Below are 17,684 nucleotides of genomic sequence, written 5' to 3' on the forward strand. Positions count from 1 at the left end.
CATTCCCCGCAACGCGCCGCAGCGTACGTGGTTGCGTGGATCTGCAGTGATCAGGGCGCCGGCTCGCGTCGGACATAGCGGACCTGTCCATCGGCCCCAACAGTGGCGGCCAGCCCGACCGACCCGCACTTCACGGTGAACGCGCCCTGGCCGCAGGGCGTGATGCCCTGCTGATCGGGATCGCCGATCAGCAGGTTCAGCCGCGCCGCGTCGCCCTCGCGCCCCGGGGCGGCGGAGACGAAGGGTACCCGGTATCGATCCGCCTCGCGCCGCGCGCAGACGATGATCTCGCCCTGGTCATCCGACGTTCGGCAAGGAATTTCGGCTCGGGTGCGCGTGCGATAGTCGGTAAGGGCGCTCGAAACAGCGCTGGTCTGGGCAAGCAACAGCAGCGGCAGCAACATGGCTTCGACCCCCAGGTGCGAATCCCCAAAATTGTAGCGCTGAATCGACAAGAAATCATCAAGTCGCGCAAGGAGAACATGACAACGTTAGCAACCTCGACATGCTGCGCCTGGCCCCCTATCGCATCGCAACATCGAACGAGGGGATGTTGAATCCGATGACGAACGCAAGCCATGTACTCGACCGTGTCCTGGTGCTCGAAATGGTGCGCGTCACCGAAGCCGCCGCAATTGCTGCCTCCAGCCTGATCGGGCGGGGTGACGAAAAGGCCGCCGATGCCGCCGCTGTGGAGGCGATGCGCGAGGCGCTGAACCAGCTCTACATGGACGGCACCGTCGTCATCGGCGAAGGCGAGCGCGACGAGGCGCCGATGCTCTATATCGGCGAAAAGGTCGGTTCCGCGATCGGCAAGGGCCCGAAGATCGATATCGCGCTCGATCCGCTCGAAGGCACGACGATCACCGCCAAGGCCGGGCCGAACGCGCTGGCGGTGCTGGCCGTGGCTGAGGAAGGCAACCTGCTCAACGCACCCGACGTCTACATGGACAAGATCGCCGTTGGCCCAGGCTATCCGCAAGGCGTGATCGATCTCAACAAGACGCCCACCGAGAATGTGCATGCCATCGCCGCGGCGAAGGGGGTGAAGCCCAGCGAGATCATCGCGTGCGTGCTCGATCGTACCCGCCACGAAAAGCTGATCGCGGAGCTGCGCAGCATCGGCTGCGGCATCATGCTGATCCCGGACGGCGACGTCGCCGGCGTGATCGCCACTACCGACCCGACCACCACCATCGACGTGTATATGGGCCAGGGCGGCGCACCCGAGGGCGTGCTCGCCTGCGCTGCGCTGCGCTGCGTCGGCGGCCAGTTCCAGGGCCGTCTCGTCTTCCGCAACGACGATGAGCGCGCTCGCGCCGCTAAATGGGGCATCGAGGATCTCGACAAGGTCTACAGCCTCGAGGAACTCGCCAAGGGCGACTGCATCTTCGCGGCGACCGGCGTGACCGACGGCTCGTTGCTCGCTGGCGTCAAGCGGGTGCGCGGCAAGATGACCACCGAGAGCGTGGTGATGCGCGCCAGCTCGGGCACGGTGCGCTGGGTGAAGGGCGAACACCGCATCGACTGATTGGCGACAAGGGCGCCGCCGGCTTGATCCCGGCGGCGTCTTGCCGCACTAAGTCACCCTCGCTTTCTGGGGGATCGACGAAGATGCGGCACTGGCTGGTTACGGTAGCACTTGCGGCGCTTGCCGCACCTCTGGCGGCCGCAGCGCCGCCCCAGCCTGCCCCCACCGCGACCGAAGCGCCCTTCACCTTCGAAGAGGCGATGATCCCGATGCGCGACGGGGTGAAGCTCCACACCGTCATCCTCCGCCCCAAGGGCGCCAAGGGTCCTCTGCCGATCCTGTTCCAGCGCAGCCCCTATGGCTCGCCCGATGCTGCGCCGGGGCGTGTGCCGAACAGCTGGGCGCCGCTGGTGCGCGACGGCTATATCTTCGTGTTCCAGGACATGCGGGGCCGCTTCAAGTCCGAAGGCGGCCCCTTCACGCTCTCCACCGAAGTAAAGACCGGGAAGGGCGCGGTCGACGAGGCGACCGACGCCTATGACTCGATCGACTGGCTGGTGAAGAACGTAAAGCCCAACAACGGCAAGGTCGGCATGTGGGGCGTCTCCTACCCCGGCTTCACCGCCGCCATCGCGCTTGCCAAGCCGCATCCGGCGCTCAAGGCGACCAGCCCGCAGGCGGCCTGGATCGATTACTGGAAGAACGACGATCTTCATCGCTGGGGCGCGATGCGGCTGACCTACGCCACCGACTGGGTGAACAGCCTGCAGGCCGACAAGACCAATGACGGCATCAACGTGTACGATCGCTACGACACCTATGACTGGTTCCTCCACGCCGGCTCTCCGGACGAGATCGAGAAGAAGTATTTCAAGGGCCGGGTGCCCCGCTTCCGCGAGATGATCGAGCATCCGGACTATGACGATCACTGGAAGAAGCAGGTCTGGTCGAACGGCCTGGGCAAGACGAGCGTGCCGACGCTCAACGTCGCCGGATACTGGGATCAGGAAGATCCTTGGGGCAGCTGGAAGATCTGGGAAAAGCAGCGCCAGAACGATCCGGACAAGCTGGCGCTGATGGTCGCGGGTCCCTGGGCACACGGCACCTGGCATACGCCGGCGAACAGCCTCGGGCGGATTCCGTTCGGCGTCGACAGCGGCGTCCAGTTCATGGAGCAGATCGAGGCGCCGTTCTTCGCCTATTGGCTGCACGGAACCGGCACCAAGCCGGACTTCGCGCTGAAGAGCTTTCAGTCGGGCTCGTGGCAGTGGAAGACCTACCAAAGCTATCCACTCGCCAATGCGCAGGCGACGAACCTGTATTTGCACGGCGACGGTTCGCTCAGCTTCACCGCGCCGACACAGGGCGAGGGCTGCCGCGACTATGTCAGTGATCCGGCGCGCCCGGTGCCGTTTCGCCCTCGGCCAATGTCCGCCACCTATGCCACGCCCGACTGGCGATGGTGGGAGGCGGAGGACCAGCGCTTCGTCGACGACCGGCCCGACGTGCTCAGCTACGTCTCCGCGCCGCTGGAGAACGACCTGACCGTCACCGGCGGAGTGACCGCCAAGCTGATGGCTTCGACCAGCGGCACCGACAGCGACTTCGTCGTCAAGCTGATCGACGTGTTTCCGGAGAATGTGGAGAAGGCGCCGAGCGCGCTGGGCGCCTATGCGAAGGGCTTGAACGGCTACCAGCTGCCGATCGCGATGGAAATCCGCCGCGGCCGCTATCTGAAGAGCTTCGAACAGGCGACGCCGTTGGTGCCGGATCAAGTCACGGCCTGGGACTTTCCCCTGCGCGACCATGACCATGTGTTCAAGAAGGGCCACCGCATCATGGTGCAGGTGCAGTCGAGCTGGTTCCCGGTGATCGACCGCAACCCGCAGACCTTCGTGCCGAACATCTACAAGGCCAGGCCGGAGGACTATCAGAAGGCGACTCAGCGGGTGTGCGCTGGATCGGCGGTGACGCTGCCGGTGGTGCGCTGACGGGACGGAACCCTATCCGTCCTTGCCCCGCTCGCTCGCCGAAAAGCAGCGTACCGCGTCGCTGAACTGCTCCACTTCCACCAGCGGGTCTTCCTCGCCGGTCATCGGGATGCCGTCCGGCTGCGGCCCAGCCAGCGCATCTACACGGCCCTCGCGCGGCAGCGGCTGCTGGGCATCGACCGCATGGGTGCGCTGTTCGTCGTCCTTGCGTTCGTGGGAGGGATTCTCGGTCATCGGAAATTCCTTAGCGGTGGATGGATCGCTGCCCACTACGCGGCGCTGGCGCAGCAGGACGGCCGCGCCAATAGCGCCGACGGCCCCGGCGGCGAGCAATAGGGGAAGGCGGCGGCGGACCGGGCGCCGGAAACCACCATCGACACGGCTCTCGTCGCCTGGCGGCTGGAAGAGATTGCCCGACGTGGTCGCCACTCGTTCCGCACCGGCGAAATAGCTTTCGAACCAGCGATCGATCAGCGCCAGACTCAAGCCGGGTGCGAGCGCATGCCCTATCCGCGCCGCCCATGTCTGCGCGCCGACCAGGGTGGTGGGGCGGGGATGGTCCGCCAGCCGCGCAACCGCCGCTGCTACGCGTCGCGGATCCAGCATCGGCGTTGGCGGGCGGATCTTCTTGCCGGTATAGTTGGCGGCGTGCGCCAGCGCGGGCGTGTCGACCAGTGCCGGATAGACGTCGCAGATGTGAATGTCGGCGTAGGCGGTCAGCTCCGCCCGCAGCGATTTCGACAGGCCGATCAGCCCGAACTTGCTGGCGGAATAGGCCGCCCCCAGCGGTGCCGCCGTGAAGCCGATCATCGAGATCATGTTGACGAAAATGCCATGGCGCTGATCGAGGAAGATCGGCAGCACCGCATGGGCTTCGTAGAGATGGCCGATTAGGTTGGATCGCAGCACCTGCTCGTGCGCGTCGACCGGCACCTGCTCGAACCGCCCGACCGCGCCGATGCCGACATTGGCGAACCACAGGTCGATCGCGCCGCCCAAGCCCAGGGCGGCTTGCGCCAGCGCCTGCACCGCCGTTGCATTGCCCACATCGGTGGCGATCACGTGCACGCCCGCCGCCGTGCCGCGCAAGCGTTCGGCCACAGCCTGCAGCGCATCGGCGTCGCGCGCGGCCAGCACCAGCCGCCAGCCGCGGGCGGCGAGAAGCTCTGCGGTCGCCAGCCCGATCCCGCTCGATGCGCCGGTGATCACCGCCAGCCGGGGGCGGTGCGCGGCGCGGCCGTCGCGAATTGCAGCACGCGCAGCTGGGGGCATGTTCCGTCTCCATATCGGGCAGGGTTCAGGCAAGACAACCGGGCAAGTGCGTCGGGGTTGCAAATCCTTGCGAACAAATAATTTTGGGAAAGTCGCAGGGGGCGCGGCCAACGAACGCATGGCGGCGCGCGGCCCATTCTCCCGGCCCGCCGCATGCGCTATCGATGGCCGATGCGGATCGATGCTCACCACCACCTCTGGACCTACACCATGGACGCGTTCGGCTGGATCGAACCGGACAGCGCGATCGCCTGCGATTTCGATACCGACGCGCTGGCGGCGGCAATGGAGACCGCGGCCGTCGATCGCGCCATTGCCGTGCAGGCGCGGCAGAGCGAGGTCGAAACCGATTTTCTGCTCGCCTGCGCCGCGCGCCAACCGCGCATCGCCGGCGTGGTCGGCTGGATCGATCTGCGCGCACCGGACATTGCCGATCTGCTGGCGCGGCGGGAAGGGCAGGCGATCCTCGGCTATCGCCATGTCGTGCAGGACGAGTTGGACGCCGATTTCCTGCTCGGCGATGCCTTTGTCGCCGGGGTGCGCGCGGTGCTGGCGCAGGGCCTTACCTATGACGTGCTGGTGAATGCCGCACAGCTGGCGACGCTGCCCCGCTTCCTCGATCGCTGCGGATCCGGCCGGCTGGTGCTGGACCATGCCGCCAAGCCCGATATCCGTGCCGGGGCGTGGCAGCCTTGGGCCGATCAGATTGCGGCGGCGGCGCGCCACCCCACGCTGTTCTGCAAGGTATCGGGGCTGATCACCGAGGCCGATCACGCCGCTTGGCGGCCCGCCGATTTCGACCGTTATCTGGAGCATGTCTTCACCCAGTTCGGCACCGATCGGGTGGTCTGGGGATCCGATTGGCCGGTTTGCATACTGGCGGGGCGCTATCGCGATACGTTCGATATCGTCGAACGGTTCGTCGCGCGCCACTGCCCCGATGCGGCGCCCGCAATCTTCGGCGGTAACGCGATGGCTGCGTATGCAATCACGCCAGTTTAAAGTAGTGTTTCACTAGCGCAAATGCCCTTGCGTATGCGCGAAACTGCGTGGCAAGGCACGGGCAGGAGACCGATCATGCGCGCAATCATCTGCCAAGAACCCTTCCGGCTTGCCGAAGTCCAGCGCGAAGCGCCCAGCCCTGGCCCGGGCGAGGTGCTGATCCGCGTGCGGCGCGTGGGATTGTGCGGCACCGATTACCATATCTTCTCCGGCCGGCATCCGTTCCTTAGCTACCCGCGGGTGATGGGCCACGAACTGGGAGGCGAGATTGTCGCGCTCGGCGAGGGTACCGGTCTGGCGATCGGCAGCGTTGTAGCGATCAACCCCTATCTCGCCTGCGGGCACTGCATCGCGTGTCGCAAGGGCCGGCCCAATGCCTGCGTCAACATCAACGTGCTCGGCGTGCACAGCGATGGCGGGATGTGCGACCTGCTCGTGGTGCCGGAGCGCGCAGTGATCGATGCTGCCGGGCTCACGCTCGATCAGGCGGCGATGGTGGAATTCCTCGCGATCGGCGCCCATGCGATCTCGCGCGCGCCCAGGAATGGCGAGGGGCGAATGCTCGTGGTCGGCGCCGGGCCGATCGGCATCGCATCGGCGCTGTTCGGCCGGCTCGACGGGTTCGAGGTGATCCTGGTCGATCAGCGCGCGCCGCGCCTTGCCTTCGCGCGTGACAAGCTGGGCTTTGACGGACTGGTTGCCGATGACTCGCTGGCCGGCGTGCTGGCGGAGCGCACCCATGGCGACATGTTCGACGTAGTGGTCGATGCGTCCGGATCGCTCGCGGCAATGCGCCGCAGCCTCGACTTCGTCGGCCATGGCGGTGCGCTTGTGCTGGTCGGCGTGGCCCCCGGCGAGCTTAGTTTCGCCGATCCGGAATTCCACAAGCGAGAAACCGTGATGCTTGCCAGCCGCAACGCGCTGGCTAGCGATTTTCAGCGAGTAATTGCGGCGATGCGTTCGGGCGACATCCCGACCGACATCCTCCACACCCACAGCCTCGCCATCGAGACGGTGCCGCAGCGTATTCCGGAACTGATCGCCGAAGCCGATACGGTGCTGAAGGCGATCGTGGAGCTGTAACCGGTCGCGGATCCTCAGGGCTGCTCGTCGAGCGAATAGATTCGCTCGGTGGGCACCCATTTCACGCCCTCGGGCGCGAAGGCCAGGCGGCGCTGGAAGCCGTCCATCAACCGTTCCCAGGCCTGCACGTCGGGATCGGCGGCGTCGCGCGCGCGTTTGGCGTCGGGATCAAAGTCGGCGCCGGTCTCCATCACCATTACCAGCCGGTCGCCCGCCTGCCAGATTTCCATCGATTCGATGCCTGCTTCGCGAATCGACCGGTTGACCGCCGCGGGCGGTCCGCCGGGGCGGTGCCAGTGGCGATAGGCGGCAAGCGCCTCGGGATCGTCGTGCAGGTCAAGCAGCAGGATATGGCGCATGGCCAGGTTCATAGCCCGCGCTAGCCGTTGCACAAGGCCGCTCGCGTTGTCAGCCACTTGTCGTTTAAGGTCAAAGCACGGGCGCGCGTGCGGCTGCAGAAGCGGCGGGCAACCGAACAGGGGAACGAGGATGGCGGAGCAGAACAAGTTTCGGGTGGTGATTGCCGGTGGCGGTACCGCTGGCTGGGTGGCCGCGGCGGCGCTGGTGCGGCATCTCGGCGCGCGGATCGATATCACGCTGGTCGAATCGGACGCGATCGGCACGGTCGGCGTGGGCGAATCGACCATCCCCACCGCGCGCAGCTTCCACGCGCTGCTCGGCATCCGCGAGCCGGTGTTCATGCGCGAAACCAATGCCAGCTTTAAACTGGGCATCTCGTTCGAGCATTGGCTGCGCGAGGGCGTGCGCTACTTCCACCCCTTTGGCACGATCGGCCGGTCGCTGCCGCTCGCCGACTTTCAGCATTTCTGGCTCGAGGCGCGCGCGCGCGGCTTTGGCGGGGACTATGGCGATTATTCGCTGGAGACGCAGGCGGCGCTGTCCAACCGCTTCGCCACCGGCGATCCGGCCCCGCTCGGCTATGCCTATCATCTCGATGCCACCGCCTATGCCGCGTTCCTGCGCGGGCTGGCCGAGCCGGCGGGGGTGCGCCGCGTTGAGGGCCAGATCACCCGTATCGATCGCGACGGCGAAAGCGGCAACATCGCCGCGCTGCTGCTGGAAAGCGGCGAGCGGGTGGCAGGCGACCTTTTCATCGATTGCACCGGCTTCCGCGCGTTGCTGATCGAAGGCGCGCTGGAAACCGGCTATGACGACTGGCGGCACTGGCTGCCCACCGATCGCGCCTTTGCCGTCCAGTCCGAAACTACCGAGCCGCCGGTGCCCTATACCCGCGCCATCGCACATGGGGCGGGCTGGCGCTGGCGCATTCCGCTGCAGCACCGGATGGGCAATGGTTTCGTCTATGCCAGCGACTATCTGGACGACGATTCGGCGCGCGAACAGCTGCTTGCGGCGGTGCCGGGGCGCGCGCTGTTCGATCCGCGGCTGATCCGCTTCACCACGGGGATGCGCAAGAAGAGCTGGAACCGCAACTGCGTCGCGCTGGGCCTGGCGAGCGGCTTTATCGAGCCGCTCGAATCCACCAGCATCCATCTGGTGATGATCGCCGTCACGCGCCTGCTGCAGAACTTCCCGCTGCGCCACGACATGACGGCGGCCGCCCAGCGCTTCAACGCGCAGGCGCGGGCGGAGGCCGAACATATCCGCGACTTCATCATTCTGCACTACAAGCTGAACGACAGGCCAGAGCCCTTCTGGCGCGACCATGCCGCCCGCGCCATTCCAGACAGCCTGGCCGCGCGGATCGCGCTGTTCGAGGAAGGGGCGAACGCCTATCAGGGCAGCGAGGATCTGTTCCGCGTCGATAGCTGGAATGCGGTGATGCTGGGGCAGGGGGTGGTGCCCCGCGCGCATCATCCGATGCCGGGCGAAATTCCCACTGCAGATCTGGAGCGGGCGCTGGCGGATTTGCGCGCCGGCATCGCCGCGCAATTCGCCAAGCTGCCCGCGCACGGCGCCTTCCTCCACCAATATTGCGGGCGGGAGAAGGTTGCGGCCTGACCAATAGAGGACTTTTGTCATACCTCCCGCTTGACGCAGGCGGGCGCCGGCGACATCCCGGCACCGACACGAGCGGGGAGGGCGGGATGAACGGGCGTCGATCGCGGACCATGGCCGGCTGGGCTGCGCCGCTGCTGCTGGCGGCTCCCGCCACCGCATCGGCGCAAGAGGCGGTGCTGTTCGATGGCCGCACCGTTCCCGCCATCGTCCATGACGATGGCGGCTCGGCGAAGCGCGCAGGCGATCTGCTTGCAGGCGATATTGTCAAGCGCACGGGCAAGGTGCCGGTGGTGGCCGGTGACCTCGATGCCTGCCAGCGCCTTTGCATTGTGATCGGCCAGAAGGATTCCGCCCTCGTCCGGCAGGTTGCGGCCGATGCGAGGATCGATCTCGCCGCGCTGGATGGACAATGGGAACGCTATATCCGCGTTCTTGCGCCGTCCCGGCAGCATCGCGGGCGATCCTATCTGCTGATCGCGGGATCGGACCCGCGCGGCGCGATCTGGGGCACGGTCGACCTTAGCCGCGCGATCGGCATCTCGGCCTGGGAATGGTGGGCGGACGTGACCCCACGCCGGGCCGACCGGCTGGTCGTCGACGGCCGCCGGCTGCTGTCCGAGGCGCCCTCGGTCCAGTATCGCGGCATCTTCCTCAACGATGAGGATTGGGGGCTTCAGCCCTGGGCGGCCAAGACCTATGAGCCCGAGACAGGCGATATCGGCCCCAAGACCTATGCGCGCGTCTTCGAGCTGATGTGGCGGCTCAAGGCCAATCTGATCTGGCCGGCGATGCACGAAAGCACCAAGCCCTTCTACCAGATCCCCGGCAATGCCGAGATGGCCAAGGCCTATGCCATCGTCGTCGGCACCTCGCATGCCGAGCCGATGATGCGCAACAACGTGCGCGAGTGGGACGAGAAGGCCGAGGGCCCCTTCAACTTCTTCACCAATCGCGAGCGCATGGTCGACTATTGGCGCCGCCGCGTGGACGACGTGAAGGGCTTCGAGAACGTTTATACGATCGGCCTGCGCGGCAAGCATGACTCGGCGCTGGAGGGGGCCAAGAGCCCCGAACAGGCGCTCGCCGCGACGACCCAGGCGATCGACCTGCAGCGTGGGCTGCTCGCCACCGCGCAGGGCAAGCCGGCGGAGCAGGTGCCGCAGGTGCTCACCCTCTACAAGGAAGTGCTAGACGTCTATCGCAGCGGGCTGAAGGTGCCTGAGGACGTGACGCTCGTCTGGCCCGAGGACAATTACGGCTATCTGAGCCAACTGCCCACCGCCGCCGAACGGGCGCGGAAAGGTGGCTCGGGCCTCTACTATCACATCAGCTATTGGGGCCGGCCGCACGACTATCTGTGGCTGGCGACCACCCATCCCGGGCTGATCCGCGAACAGCTCGACCGTGCCTGGCAAACTGGTACGCGCAAGCTGTGGGTCGTCAATGTCGGCGACATCAAGCCCGGCGAAGTGCTGGCCAGCTACTTCCTCGATGTCGCCTTCGATGCGACGCTGCTGAACAAGCCGGTGCGGGCGCAGCTTTACGACTGGGCGACCGCGCAGTTCGGAGCGCAGGGGCCGGCCATCGCCGACGTCCTCATGGACTATTACGATCTCGCTTGGGAGCGGAAGCCCGAGTTCATGGGCTTCAGCACCGTCGAGCCCGAGACGCCGATCCGCATCTCCGACTATGTCCGCTCGGGCGGCGACGAAGCGCAGGCGCGGATCGCCCGCTATCAGGCGCTGCTGGAGAAGGCCGAAGCATTGGGCGCGAGCATGCCCGCCGATCGCCGCGACGCCTTCTTCCAGTTGGTGCTCTACCCGGTGCGCGGCGCGGCCAAGCTCAACGAGCGCAACCTCAAACTCGATCTCGCCGCGCTCTATGCCCGTCAGGGTCGTGCCAGCGCCAATGCGCTCGCCGATCAGGCCCGTGCCGCGCACCAGGCGATCGTCGCCGACACCGCGGCATACAACGCCCAGAAGGGCGGCAAATGGCGCGGTATTATGGACATGGCGCCGCGCCGGCTCGCGGTGTTCGCCGAGCCAACTTATCCGAAGATCGATCTCCCCCTGGTCGCGCAGTGCGGCGCCGATGCTCGCGCCCTCGCTTTCGTGCCGGGCAAGGCCGAGACGCGGTTCATGACCGTCTATGGCAAGGGCGCGGTGAGCGACTGGACGGTCGAAGGGCTGGAAGGCGTCGAGCTCTCCGCGCGTTCTGGCCGGCTCGACGCAAGCAACGGCTACGAGATGCGCGTCGCGGTGACCTATGACGGCAAGGGCGCGATCGCGGCAGGCAAGATACGCTGCCACGGTACGATGGTTTATCTGGAGCCGGTCCTCCAGCCCTTCCCGGCGGGGGACGCGACGCCGGAGGTGAACCACATCCTCTCCCTCACCCCTGCCGACCTCAAACTGGCCGGCACGCCGTGGGAGCGGATCGCCGAACTAGGCTCACGCGGCGCGGTGCTGCGCAGCAAGCTCGACCTGCCCTCCAGCGATCGGGCTGATGCCACCGCTCCGCTCGTCCTGCCCTTCCAGCTCGGCAACAAGGGCGATGCCGAGCTGAAGATCGTCGGCCTGCCGGTCCATGCGCTCACCTCCGCCAACCGCCTGCGCATCGGCGTGCGGGTGGATGGCGGGGCGATCAACGTGCTCGATTATGAGACTCACGGCCGCAGCGACGAATGGAAAGCGAACGTTCTTTCCAACAGCGCGGTACGCACGCTCAAGCTGGGCCAGCTCGCTGCCGGCGCGCACCGGATCGAGGTCTTCGCCATGGATCCCGGCTTCCTGCTCGACCGCATCGACGTGCGGCTCGATGGCGCGCCGGACTATTATAGTGCGCCGCCGAGGCGCTGAGCCGCCAGTTCGGCGGCCGCTGTCTCGCGCAGCCGCCGGGCGATCTCTGGGTTGATCCCCAGATCCTCGGCGGCGCGCTCGCGCGGCCCCAGCCTGCGTGGATCATGCCCGGTGATCGCGCCGAATTCGATCAGCGCTTCCAGATAATAGCCCTCCGCGCTGGCGTGATACTGGTCCCAGGTCCACAGATTGATCAAGCCGAAGCCGATGCCGTCATAGGGATTGGGATCGGCATAGCCCTCGCGCATCGCCCGGTTCCACGCGGTGCCCACCGGCAGCACGGCGCGAATGCCATAGCCGGGCGCCAGCGCCAGTCGGCTCGCCGCGAACAAATCCTCCGCCATGCGCGCGATCGGCAGTCCGAACCAGTGGCCGGACTGGCGATAGGTCTGGTCAGCGCGCGACCAGGTGGCGACCAGGTGCACCTGCGCGGCCGGGTTCTGCCGATGAAACAGCGCGGCCAGCGCGCGTGCGGCGGCGAGATGACGCGTCGGGTCGCCAGGGCGTTCCCCGTCCAGCGTGCTGTATCCCTGCAGCACCACCACGTCCCAGCGCCGATCGATCAGCGCGCGACGCTGGGCGAGGTGCCAGGCGAGATCCTTCGCGCCTGCGGTTTCCAAGCTAACCTGCCAGTCCAGCCCTGCCTCCAGCGCGAAGGTCTTGTACAGCGCCGGAACGCCGCCGATTCCTTCGCGATTCAGGTCGCTCACCCGATCGGGCCGGTAGCGCATCACCGGCGAATTGGCGCCGTAGGTAAAGCTGTTGCCGATAAACAGGATTGTCTTGGCCGCCGCCGGCAGGATCGAGAACAGGCAGGCAAGCAACAGGGCTAGGCGGCGGAGAATAGTCGGCATGCCGCTTCCCTAGCCGGCCAACCGGCCGCTTCACAATGCGCTAGCCCGGCGGCGCGCCGCAAACGTTGTTCCCTCTTCGTTCGTCCGGCGGTATAGCCGCGCCATGGCTGCCCCGCCCGTCCGCAAGATTCTGCATATCGACATGGATGCTTTTTACGCCTCCGTCGAGCAGCGCGACGATCCGGCCCTGCGCGGCAAGCCGGTGGCGGTGGGGTCGGCTGCGGCGCGCGGGGTGGTGGCGGCGGCGAGCTATGAGGCGCGCACGTTCGGCGTGCGCTCGGCGCTGCCGTCGGTCACGGCGCTTCGGCGCTGCCCGGACCTGATCTTCGTGCGGCCGCGTTTCGAGGTATACAAGGCAGTGTCGCAAGCGATCCACGCGATCTTCGCCGACTATACCGACCTGATCCAGCCGCTGTCACTCGACGAAGCTTATCTGGATGTGACCGAGGATCGCCGCGGCCTCGGCACCGCCTGGGCGAACGCGAAGGAAATCCGCGCCCGCATCCTCGCCGAAACCGGCCTCACCGCTTCGGCGGGCGTATCGTACAACAAGTTCCTCGCCAAGCTCGCCTCGGATCATCGCAAGCCCAACGGCCAGTTCGCTGTGACGCCGGAAATGGGCGCGGCCTGGGTGGAGACACTGCCGGTGTCGCGCTTCCACGGGGTGGGGCCGGTGACCGCCGCCAAGATGCGAAGGCTGGGGATCGAAACCGGCGCCGATCTGCGGGCGAAGTCGCTGGCCTTTCTGCAGCAGCATTTCGGCAGCAGCGCCGACTGGTATCATCAGATCGCGCGTGGAATCGACGATCGGCCGGTCAATCCCAATCGCGAGCGAAAGTCGTCGGGCTCGGAAACCACCTTTGGCCGCGACCTTACCGTCGATGCCGAAATCGAGGCGGCGGTGCTCGGCCAGGCCGACGATGTGTGGGACTGGGTGGAGCGTACCGGCATGTTCGCCCGCACCGCTACAGTGAAGGTGAAGTACGCCGATTTCCAGATCGTTACGCGCAGTCGCACCCATCCCGCGCCGTTCGCTACCCGCGCGCAGCTGCACGATGCCTGTATCGCGTTGGTGCGAACGGTGTTGCCGACGGAGAAGGGTATCCGGCTGGTCGGCGCCAGCATCTCCAACTTCGAACGGCGCGACGAAGCGGCGGATCTGCCGCTGTTTCGGCTCCAAGGCTGAACACGCCCGAAGGGGCAGGGGGCGCTTCCCGGCTTTTCCGATCGGTTTCCATCGCGTACGCCGCGCTGGGGATCAACGGAGGAAACGCATAGTGGCAAGGGCGGGGAAGCCGGCGCAAAGTGCCACGATCATCGATGTGGCGGCGCGCGCGGGCGTTTCGGCGATGACGGTGTCGCGTGTCATCAACGGCCGTAGCGGCGTGAGTGCGGAAACCCGCGCGGCGGTGGAAAAGGCCGTTGCCGATCTGGCCTATGTGCCCAATGTCGCGGCGCGCAGCCTGGTCACCTCCGCCGAACTGCGCATCGGCGTGGTCTATTCCAATCCCAGCGCGGCGTTCATGAGCGAGTTCCTGACCGGCGTGTTCGAGGAAGCATCGATCCGGGGGGCACGGCTGGTGCTGTTGAAGGGCGAAGGCGGGCGCCCGCCAGCGCCGGCGGAACTGGCGAAGTTCGCCAGCACCGGCCTCTCCGGCATCATCCTCGCCCCGCCGCTGGGGGAATCGCCTGCGGTGGTGCAGGCACTGCTCCGCGCCGGCGTGCCGATGGCGGCAATCGGCGCCTATCGCGTCCGCGGGGCTGCCTGCGTGCGGATCGACGACCGCCGTGCCGCCTATGAGATGACTCGGCATCTGCTCGACCTCGGCCATCGCCGGCTCGGCTTCGTGCTGGGCAATCCCGATCAGGCGGCTAGCGCGGAGCGGCTGGCCGGTTTCCGCGAGGCCGTGCAGGAAACCGCCGGCGTGGAGGTGCAGGTGGCGCAGGGCGATTTCAGCTATGCCTCCGGCTTGGCCGCGGGCGAGCAGCTGCTCGACGCGTCCATGCCGCCGACGGCGATCTTTGCCAGCAACGACGATATGGCCGCCGCCATCGTCTCCGTCGCGCATCGCCGCCAGCTGGACGTGCCGCGTCAGCTCACCGTCGTCGGGTTCGACGATACCACCGCCGCCGTCACCCTGTGGCCGCCTCTCACCACCGTGCACCAGCCCGTGCGCCGGCTTGCCGCCGAAGCGCTGGCGCTGGTGGCGAGCGAGGCCCGCGCGGCCGGCGGCAAGGCGCGCCCCCGCCGCGATCGAATCCTAGATTATAGTGTCGTTCAGCGCGACTCCACCGGTGTGCCGCCCAGCGATCAGCCCTCCGCGGCAGGCTCCTCGACATAGCTGAACCAAGCGAAATCGGCATGACCGCCGGCGCCGGACAGGTCCTGGCACGCCATGCCGACGAAGGTGCCGGTGAAGTTCGGCAGGCCGGGCACGGTCACTTCGTCGGAAAGGATGCTGGCGTCGAGTGTGCCGCCCACCGCGTGCCAATGTTCTTCTCCAGCGCCGCGCCATGCGAAGCGCAGCGCCGCATGGTCCACCGCGACGCGCAGCTCGATCGGCCCGTTTGGCAGGCCGTTCGCCACCACCTCGCCGCTGCACCCGGTTTCGGGGTCGGCGGATAGCAGCGCCAGCACGCGCTGGCCGGCATCGTCGGTGGTGACGTGCAGATAATGGAACTTGGTGCTGTTGTAATAGCAGGTGAGCCCCGCCGCCTGCTGGAAATGCGCCGGGGCGAAGTCGAGGCGCGTCGTCGCGGTAAAGCTAAAGGCGGTCTGGCGGCGCGCAACGAGCGCCTGCTCGAAATGGCTGCCGATCGTCTCGCGTCCGAACAGCCGTAGCCAGCCGGGTCGCGCGGACAGGCTGAACAGCCGATCGGGCTCGGGCGTGCGCAGCCACTGGAATGCCATCGGCAGATCGGGGCCGTCGAACCGCCCCTCGTCGGCCACGCTCGGCCAGGGGCTGGGCGGCAGCGGCGGCAGCGGCGGGGCGGGGTCGGGCGCGCCCGATCCGTCCAGCGTGCGCAGCCAGCCCTCCGCGTCCCAGCGCATCGGCTGGATCGCGGTTTCGCGGCCCAGCACGCAGCGCGCCATGCCGGGCAGCGGCCGCCCGCACAGATAGGCGAGCCACGGCGTGCCGTCGGCGAGCTCGACGAGGTCGCCATGCCCGGCGCGGGTTATCGCGCCTTCCTGCCGGCCATTCGCACTCACCACCGCGCCGTCCGGGTGCACTGTATAGGGCCCGAACAGAGACCGGGAGCGCGCCATCACAACCGCATGGTCCCAGCCGGTGCCGCCCTCGGCCACCAGCAGATGGTACCAGCCGTCGCGCTTGTAGAGGTGCGGTCCTTCGGTGAAGCCGCGTTCGGTGCCGGCGAAGATCCGTCGCCGCTCGCCCACGAGCTGCAGTGTGGTGCGGTCCAGTTCCTGCGCGACGATGCCGGCGAAGCGGGTGCAGCCGGGCCGGTGATCCCACAGCATGTTGAGAAACCAGCTGCGGCCGTCATCATCGTGGAAGATCGCAGGATCGAAGCCGCTGCTGTTGACGCGCACCGGATTCGACCACGGTCCGTCGATCGCATCCGCCACCACGACGTAATTGTGGAAGTCGCGCAGCGATGCGCCGTCGGCGCCGCTCACGGTCGTCTGGCCGTAGCGCTTCACATCGGTATAGGCGAGCCAGAAGCGCCCGTCCGCATGGCTCAGGTCCGGCGCCCAGACGCCGCAGGAATCGGGATCGCCGCGCATGTCGAGCTGCGTGGCGCGCGACAGCGGCCGGCCGACCAGCCGCCAGTGCACCAGATCGCGGCTGTGGTGGATCTGCACCCCGGGGAACCATTCGAAGGTCGAGGTCGCGAGGTAGAAATCCTCCCCGACGCGCAGGATCGATGGATCGGGGTTGAAACCGGTAAGAATCGGATTGCGGAAGTGCGTCATGCGGGCTTGCGTACCAGAGTCCAGAGAAGCGCGGCGCCGAGCAGATCGAGCACGCCGAGCAGGAGAAAGAAGGGGCCGTAGCCGACCTGGTCGACCAACCCGCCCAGCGCGAGCGAGAAGACCAGCACGCCCAGATTGCCGGCCAGGCCGGCCAGCCCCGCGGCGGTCGCCACTTCGTTGCGGCGGAATAGGTCGGAGGCCATGGTGATGACGGTCACCGACAGCGTCTGATGCGCGAAGCCGCCGAGGCAGAGCAGCGCGATCGCGGCATAAGGGCTGTCGACCATGCCGACGAACGCCATGCCCGTCATCATCACCGCGCCCAGCGTGAATGCCCAACGCCGGGCATCGATCAGTGCGATGCCGCGTCGCTGCAGAAATGCCGCCACGGCGGGGCCGAAGAGGCAGCCGAGATCGGCGGCGAGGAAGGGCAGCCAGGCGAACAGCGCGATCTGGCCGAGATCGAAGCCGCGGACGCGCGCCAGGTACAGCGGCATCCAGAAGGACAGCATCCCCCATACCGGATCGGCGAGCAGCCGGGGCAGGGCGATGCCCCAAAGGTCGCGGCGGCGGAGCAGCGCGGGGATCGAGGCACGGGTGCCGCTGGCGGAAAGGCGCGCTTCCTGCCCTTCGTCGATCAGCCGGCGTTCCGCCTCGCCCAGCCGCGGATGGCTTGCCGGTCCGCGGTACCAGACCAGCCACAGCGCGGACCACGCCAGCCCCATTGCGCCGGCGGCGAAAAAGGCGAGCCGCCAGCTCTGCGTCATTACCGCCCAGGCGACGAGCGGCGGCGCCAGGATGGCGCCGAACGACGCCCCGATATTGTAGATGCCGCCGGCAACACCGCGCTCGCGCGCCGGAAACCATTCCGCCACCAGCTTCTGCCCCGCCGGCTGCGCCGATCCCTCTGCCAGGCCAAGCAGGCCACGCAGCGCCGCGAAGCTGATCCAGCCGGTGGCGAATCCATGGGCCATGGTGAGCAGTGACCACAGGGCGACGCACAGCGCGAAGCCCAGCCGAAGTCCGACGCCGTCGAGCAGATAGCCTGCCAGCGGCTGGAACATCACGCCGATTTGGAATGCTCCGGTGATCCAGCCATATTGCTGGTTGCTGATCGCCTGCTCCGCGAGGATCAACGGTGCCGCGACGCCCAGCACCGATCGGGCCAGATAGTTCAGGACCATTGCACCGACGAACAGCGCAATCATCGTCCAGCGCAGATGCGGAAGGAAG

The 17,684-nt window shown here is 67.2% G+C and carries 14 protein-coding genes; 8 read left to right on the plus strand and 6 right to left on the minus strand.

Annotation, left to right across the window (positions count from 1 at the left end; translation table 11 throughout):
* Positions 1–50 precede the first annotated feature (50 nt).
* Positions 51–455, minus strand: coding sequence for a hypothetical protein (locus ACNFJ7_RS14025; RefSeq protein ID WP_019367580.1), 405 nt, complete (start codon positions 453–455; stop codon positions 51–53).
* Between the two features lie 107 nt (positions 456–562).
* Between ACNFJ7_RS14025 and glpX the strand changes: the two genes are divergently transcribed.
* Both glpX and ACNFJ7_RS14035 read left to right on the plus strand, forming a co-directional pair.
* Complete coding sequence (glpX, locus tag ACNFJ7_RS14030; protein ID WP_026008783.1) at positions 563–1,531, plus strand: class II fructose-bisphosphatase; 969 nt, start codon at positions 563–565, stop codon at positions 1,529–1,531.
* An 83-nt stretch (positions 1,532–1,614) separates the two neighbouring features.
* Positions 1,615–3,462, plus strand: coding sequence for a CocE/NonD family hydrolase (locus tag ACNFJ7_RS14035; protein ID WP_058805473.1), 1,848 nt, complete (start codon positions 1,615–1,617; stop codon positions 3,460–3,462).
* Between the two features lie 12 nt (positions 3,463–3,474).
* Here ACNFJ7_RS14035 and ACNFJ7_RS14040 read toward each other — a convergent pair whose 3' ends face one another.
* Entirely contained in the window at positions 3,475–4,734 is a 1,260-nt protein-coding gene (locus tag ACNFJ7_RS14040; protein ID WP_019367577.1) for an SDR family oxidoreductase, read from the minus strand.
* Positions 4,735–4,905: 171 nt separating this feature from the next.
* On the opposite strand from ACNFJ7_RS14040, the gene ACNFJ7_RS14045 reads away from it, so the two are divergent.
* Together ACNFJ7_RS14045 and ACNFJ7_RS14050 are read left to right on the plus strand one after the other, a co-directional pair.
* The gene (locus ACNFJ7_RS14045; RefSeq protein WP_026008782.1) at positions 4,906–5,736 is read left to right on the plus strand and encodes an amidohydrolase family protein; all 831 of its coding nucleotides are present in this window, start codon (positions 4,906–4,908) and stop codon (positions 5,734–5,736) included.
* 75 nt (positions 5,737–5,811) lie between these two features.
* The gene (locus ACNFJ7_RS14050) at positions 5,812–6,819 is read left to right on the plus strand and encodes a zinc-binding alcohol dehydrogenase family protein (protein ID WP_019367575.1); all 1,008 of its coding nucleotides are present in this window, start codon (positions 5,812–5,814) and stop codon (positions 6,817–6,819) included.
* Positions 6,820–6,833: 14 nt separating this feature from the next.
* On the opposite strand, the gene ACNFJ7_RS14055 is transcribed toward ACNFJ7_RS14050, so the two are convergent.
* On the minus strand, positions 6,834–7,178 hold the full coding sequence (locus ACNFJ7_RS14055) for an L-rhamnose mutarotase (protein WP_026008781.1): 345 nt from the start codon (positions 7,176–7,178) through the stop codon (positions 6,834–6,836).
* 130 nt (positions 7,179–7,308) lie between these two features.
* Between ACNFJ7_RS14055 and ACNFJ7_RS14060 the strand changes: the two genes are divergently transcribed.
* Positions 7,309–8,802 (plus strand): tryptophan halogenase family protein, encoded by a 1,494-nt coding sequence (locus ACNFJ7_RS14060; RefSeq protein ID WP_058805472.1) that lies wholly within the window; start codon positions 7,309–7,311, stop codon positions 8,800–8,802.
* An 86-nt stretch (positions 8,803–8,888) separates the two neighbouring features.
* Positions 8,889–11,660, plus strand: a complete 2,772-nt coding sequence (locus tag ACNFJ7_RS14065) for a glycosyl hydrolase 115 family protein (RefSeq protein ID WP_236704520.1) — start codon at positions 8,889–8,891, stop codon at positions 11,658–11,660.
* On the opposite strand, the gene ACNFJ7_RS14070 is transcribed toward ACNFJ7_RS14065, so the two are convergent.
* Positions 11,636–12,514 (minus strand): hypothetical protein, encoded by an 879-nt coding sequence (locus ACNFJ7_RS14070; RefSeq protein ID WP_058805470.1) that lies wholly within the window; start codon positions 12,512–12,514, stop codon positions 11,636–11,638. The genes ACNFJ7_RS14065 and ACNFJ7_RS14070 overlap by 25 nt on opposite strands.
* A 103-nt stretch (positions 12,515–12,617) precedes the next feature.
* On the opposite strand from ACNFJ7_RS14070, the gene dinB reads away from it, so the two are divergent.
* Together dinB and ACNFJ7_RS14080 are read left to right on the plus strand one after the other, a co-directional pair.
* The gene (gene dinB / locus ACNFJ7_RS14075; protein WP_019367570.1) at positions 12,618–13,700 is read left to right on the plus strand and encodes a DNA polymerase IV; all 1,083 of its coding nucleotides are present in this window, start codon (positions 12,618–12,620) and stop codon (positions 13,698–13,700) included.
* Positions 13,701–13,791: 91 nt separating this feature from the next.
* Positions 13,792–14,856: a LacI family DNA-binding transcriptional regulator gene (locus ACNFJ7_RS14080; protein ID WP_019367569.1), complete on the plus strand. Its 1,065-nt coding sequence runs from the start codon at positions 13,792–13,794 to the stop codon at positions 14,854–14,856.
* Here ACNFJ7_RS14080 and ACNFJ7_RS14085 read toward each other — a convergent pair.
* Complete coding sequence (locus tag ACNFJ7_RS14085) at positions 14,826–16,451, minus strand: glycoside hydrolase family 43 protein (protein ID WP_019367568.1); 1,626 nt, start codon at positions 16,449–16,451, stop codon at positions 14,826–14,828. The genes ACNFJ7_RS14080 and ACNFJ7_RS14085 overlap by 31 nt on opposite strands.
* Complete coding sequence (locus tag ACNFJ7_RS14090) at positions 16,448–17,659, minus strand: MFS transporter (RefSeq protein ID WP_037512611.1); 1,212 nt, start codon at positions 17,657–17,659, stop codon at positions 16,448–16,450. Before ACNFJ7_RS14090 ends, ACNFJ7_RS14085 begins: the two co-directional genes overlap by 4 nt.
* Between the last annotated feature and the right edge of the window lie 25 nt (positions 17,660–17,684).

It is taken from the genome of Sphingomonas sp. HT-1, assembly GCF_048568905.1.
Taxonomy (GTDB): domain Bacteria; phylum Pseudomonadota; class Alphaproteobacteria; order Sphingomonadales; family Sphingomonadaceae; genus Sphingomonas.

Excerpts from the sequence above, each read along its gene's own strand:
- dinB (WP_019367570.1), top strand. The coding sequence starts at position 12,618 with ATGGCTGCCCCGCCCGTCCGCAAGATTCTGCATATCGACATGGATGCT.
- glpX (WP_026008783.1), top strand. The coding sequence starts at position 563 with ATGACGAACGCAAGCCATGTACTCGACCGTGTCCTGGTGCTCGAAATG.
- ACNFJ7_RS14035 (WP_058805473.1), top strand. The coding sequence starts at position 1,615 with ATGCGGCACTGGCTGGTTACGGTAGCACTTGCGGCGCTTGCCGCACCT.
- ACNFJ7_RS14055 (WP_026008781.1), bottom strand. The coding sequence starts at position 7,178 with ATGCGCCATATCCTGCTGCTTGACCTGCACGACGATCCCGAGGCGCTT.
- ACNFJ7_RS14045 (WP_026008782.1), top strand. The coding sequence starts at position 4,906 with ATGCGGATCGATGCTCACCACCACCTCTGGACCTACACCATGGACGCG.
- ACNFJ7_RS14085 (WP_019367568.1), bottom strand. The coding sequence starts at position 16,451 with ATGACGCACTTCCGCAATCCGATTCTTACCGGTTTCAACCCCGATCCA.
- ACNFJ7_RS14070 (WP_058805470.1), bottom strand. The coding sequence starts at position 12,514 with ATGCCGACTATTCTCCGCCGCCTAGCCCTGTTGCTTGCCTGCCTGTTC.
- ACNFJ7_RS14090 (WP_037512611.1), bottom strand. The coding sequence starts at position 17,659 with ATGATTGCGCTGTTCGTCGGTGCAATGGTCCTGAACTATCTGGCCCGA.
- ACNFJ7_RS14050 (WP_019367575.1), top strand. The coding sequence starts at position 5,812 with ATGCGCGCAATCATCTGCCAAGAACCCTTCCGGCTTGCCGAAGTCCAG.
- ACNFJ7_RS14065 (WP_236704520.1), top strand. The coding sequence starts at position 8,889 with ATGAACGGGCGTCGATCGCGGACCATGGCCGGCTGGGCTGCGCCGCTG.
- ACNFJ7_RS14060 (WP_058805472.1), top strand. The coding sequence starts at position 7,309 with ATGGCGGAGCAGAACAAGTTTCGGGTGGTGATTGCCGGTGGCGGTACC.
- ACNFJ7_RS14040 (WP_019367577.1), bottom strand. The coding sequence starts at position 4,734 with ATGCCCCCAGCTGCGCGTGCTGCAATTCGCGACGGCCGCGCCGCGCAC.